Raw genomic sequence first — 1,725 nt, 5'->3', positions numbered from 1 at the left:
TAGGCGTTGGCAACATCATCTGGTTGGTAGATCAGCCTCCCCTCGCGAGTGCTGTCGGTGGTAAAGACGAGGACTCTCGGCTCCTTAGAGCCCGGTTTCCAGTTCGGGTTGGGGACTGTCTTCTCATCCCGCAACGGGTACACTGCCTCAGACTTCATGTGCGCGTAGTTTACGCCCAGCACCAATCCCGAGAGCACTCCGGGCAGATACCAGAAGTTAGTCTGGAAGTCGAACTCGATGCCTTTGACGTACGCAGGCGAGCGGCCGTTGACGTACGTGTACAGCCACGCGCCGTCCTTCGGCTCGGAGAAACCACCTCCAGGGAAAGTGACCCTAAAGGAGGCCAGAGAATCCAAGCCCGCAGGGGCAGTCTTGTGCAGCTTGTATTGCGTGTAGTAGGTAAAGTTCTCCACCTTCTTGTAGAATGCCCCCACTGACAGCAGACCCAACTTGCTGCCGTGAATGGAAATCTGTGCATCGTGGTTGTAAGCGTGGGCGGTCTTCAGCTTCGGATTGCCAGCCCAGACATTGTTGCCATCGTAGCTTATGGTGAACTTGGGCGACAGCTGGTGGTAATCCGGCCGAGCGAGAGTCTGACTGTACGCGTAACGCAGGTCCAAACCCCGCAAGAGCTTTAGCTTCGCCTGGGCCATAGGAAGCAAGAACTTGTTCCCAGGATGGGCGGTGACCTTTTCGTAGTAGTCTTCCTGATCCTGCGGGCTCCTGGCGTCTCTCATGTTGTAAGCAGTGTAGTCGGAGGTAACTCTCTCATAGCGGACGCCGCCCACCAGAGTGAGGGCACCCACGAAAGGACCAAGTCCGAACACTTCCCCCAAAGGCGGAAGGTTTAACTCCGTCATCGCGTAGCCGGCTGAGTAGCGCTCCACGTAGCGATAGTCGTTCGCCAGGTGCTGGAACATGCCTTCAAACCATCCACCGGCATTCGTCCCTGTAGACTTGTTCACAAAGTTGGTATCTGTGCGGAGGTAATGTGCCATGGCCAGCGGCAAGGAGGGGTCAGCTGCCCAGTAGAACTTCCCGAATTGGTTATCCAAGAAAGGACCCATGAGCTTTCTGTCCCCCATGAAATGGACCGCAGAGAACATCCCCGTGGAAGGATCGTAGTCGACTCCAAAGCGACTCACCAACGTGTCCACCATGGCATTGTTGATCGCACTCCCGCGCCTGAGCTCGCCGTACGGGGTTTCCTGGTCATTGTTATGGGTCCCGCGGCGGAACTGCCGGCCGAATTTCAGATAGCCGTGGAGAAGTGGACCCAAACGGAAAGGCACACGGAAGTTCTCCGAGTATTCCTGGCGGTTCTCCTTGTAGGTGGTCTCGAAAAGGTTCAGGTTGAAGAGATACGTTTTGTCCGGTCCATAGTACTCTACCTGCGTCTTCAAGTCCTCTGGCTTTTTGTTGACGGCCACTTCACCCCCAGTCCCTCCTGTCTGCCGGTATATTAGATAAGGCGAATCGGGCAAGGCATTCTTGGAATAGGTGTTTGCAAATTTGAGCTGCATCGAGAACCATCCGAAATCCTGATTAAAGTCTAAGGAGTTCGTCGCCATATCGATGGTGTTCGTCCCGCCCCTGTAGGTGAAGTCGATCCGCCTGTCGAGGTAGTTGAGCACCGTGCGGTGGTCGTGAAAATCGGACTGGAGGCGAGCGAAGACGTTCACGGACTTCAGCGAACCCGCGGGGAAGCGGTAGTCGAGAATCAGA

At 55.7% G+C, this 1,725-nt stretch carries 1 protein-coding gene; it reads right to left on the bottom strand.

What is annotated here, in order from left to right; genetic code table 11:
• The coding region (locus H5U38_14910; protein ID MBC7188313.1) for a hypothetical protein at positions 1–1,725 on the bottom strand (1,725 nt) is incomplete at both ends.

The sequence above is a fragment of the Calditrichota bacterium genome (assembly GCA_014359355.1).
GTDB lineage: Bacteria > Zhuqueibacterota > Zhuqueibacteria > JANLFK01 > Oleimicrobiaceae > Oleimicrobium.
The sequence above is the reverse complement of the archived record's forward strand: the minus strand, read 5'-3'. Positions and strand labels throughout refer to the sequence as shown.